Source organism: Chryseobacterium phosphatilyticum, assembly GCF_002899825.2.
GTDB lineage: Bacteria > Bacteroidota > Bacteroidia > Flavobacteriales > Weeksellaceae > Chryseobacterium > Chryseobacterium phosphatilyticum.
Genome location: NZ_PPED02000053.1, coordinates 1 through 529, shown reverse-complemented (window position 1 = coordinate 529; position 529 = coordinate 1). Strand labels below are relative to the sequence as shown.

Sequence of the window (529 nt, the reverse complement as noted above, 5' to 3'; positions counted from 1 at the left end):
TCCCGCTGGAGATCGACCGTTTGGCGGTCATCGGTCGTTGACACCCGCATATATCCGACCAGCATGTACGACAAACCCTCGAAAGCATGTTTTCGAACACCCTATCAAAGCGACAGGGTTTGTCGATCGTTATGGGCTGAGGCGGGTATGGTTCGGCAAAAGCGCAGGTCCGGAGCGTCGCCTATCACCTGTTTGCCGACGCTGGCAAAATCGCCCCGCCGCGAGCTGGAGACCACCCGACAGCAGCCTCTCCTCCGCGTCACGCCACCCTGTTCCAGCTTTGTCCGCTTATGCGTATCAGGATGGGCGTTTCGTTCGTTCTGGCCTTCTGGGTCGGGATGCTCCGAACCTCTCGCCGGCCGTCATTGCCCGGCTGACCGCGGCCTGGGCGGACGAGTATGCCCGCTGGCAGGGCCGCGATCTCTCCGCACGCCGCGAGGGCTATGTCTGGGCCGACTGCGTCTACCTGCAGGCCCGGATGGAGGACCAGGCCGAGTGCATGCTCGTGCTGATCGGGGCGACGCCCGAG

Annotated in this window: 1 pseudogene; it reads left to right on the top strand. The window is 63.5% G+C overall.

The features are described from left to right. Positions 1-322: 322 nt before the first annotated feature. Positions 323-529 (top strand): annotated as a pseudogene (locus C1631_RS24820) (IS256 family transposase); the annotation flags it as partial.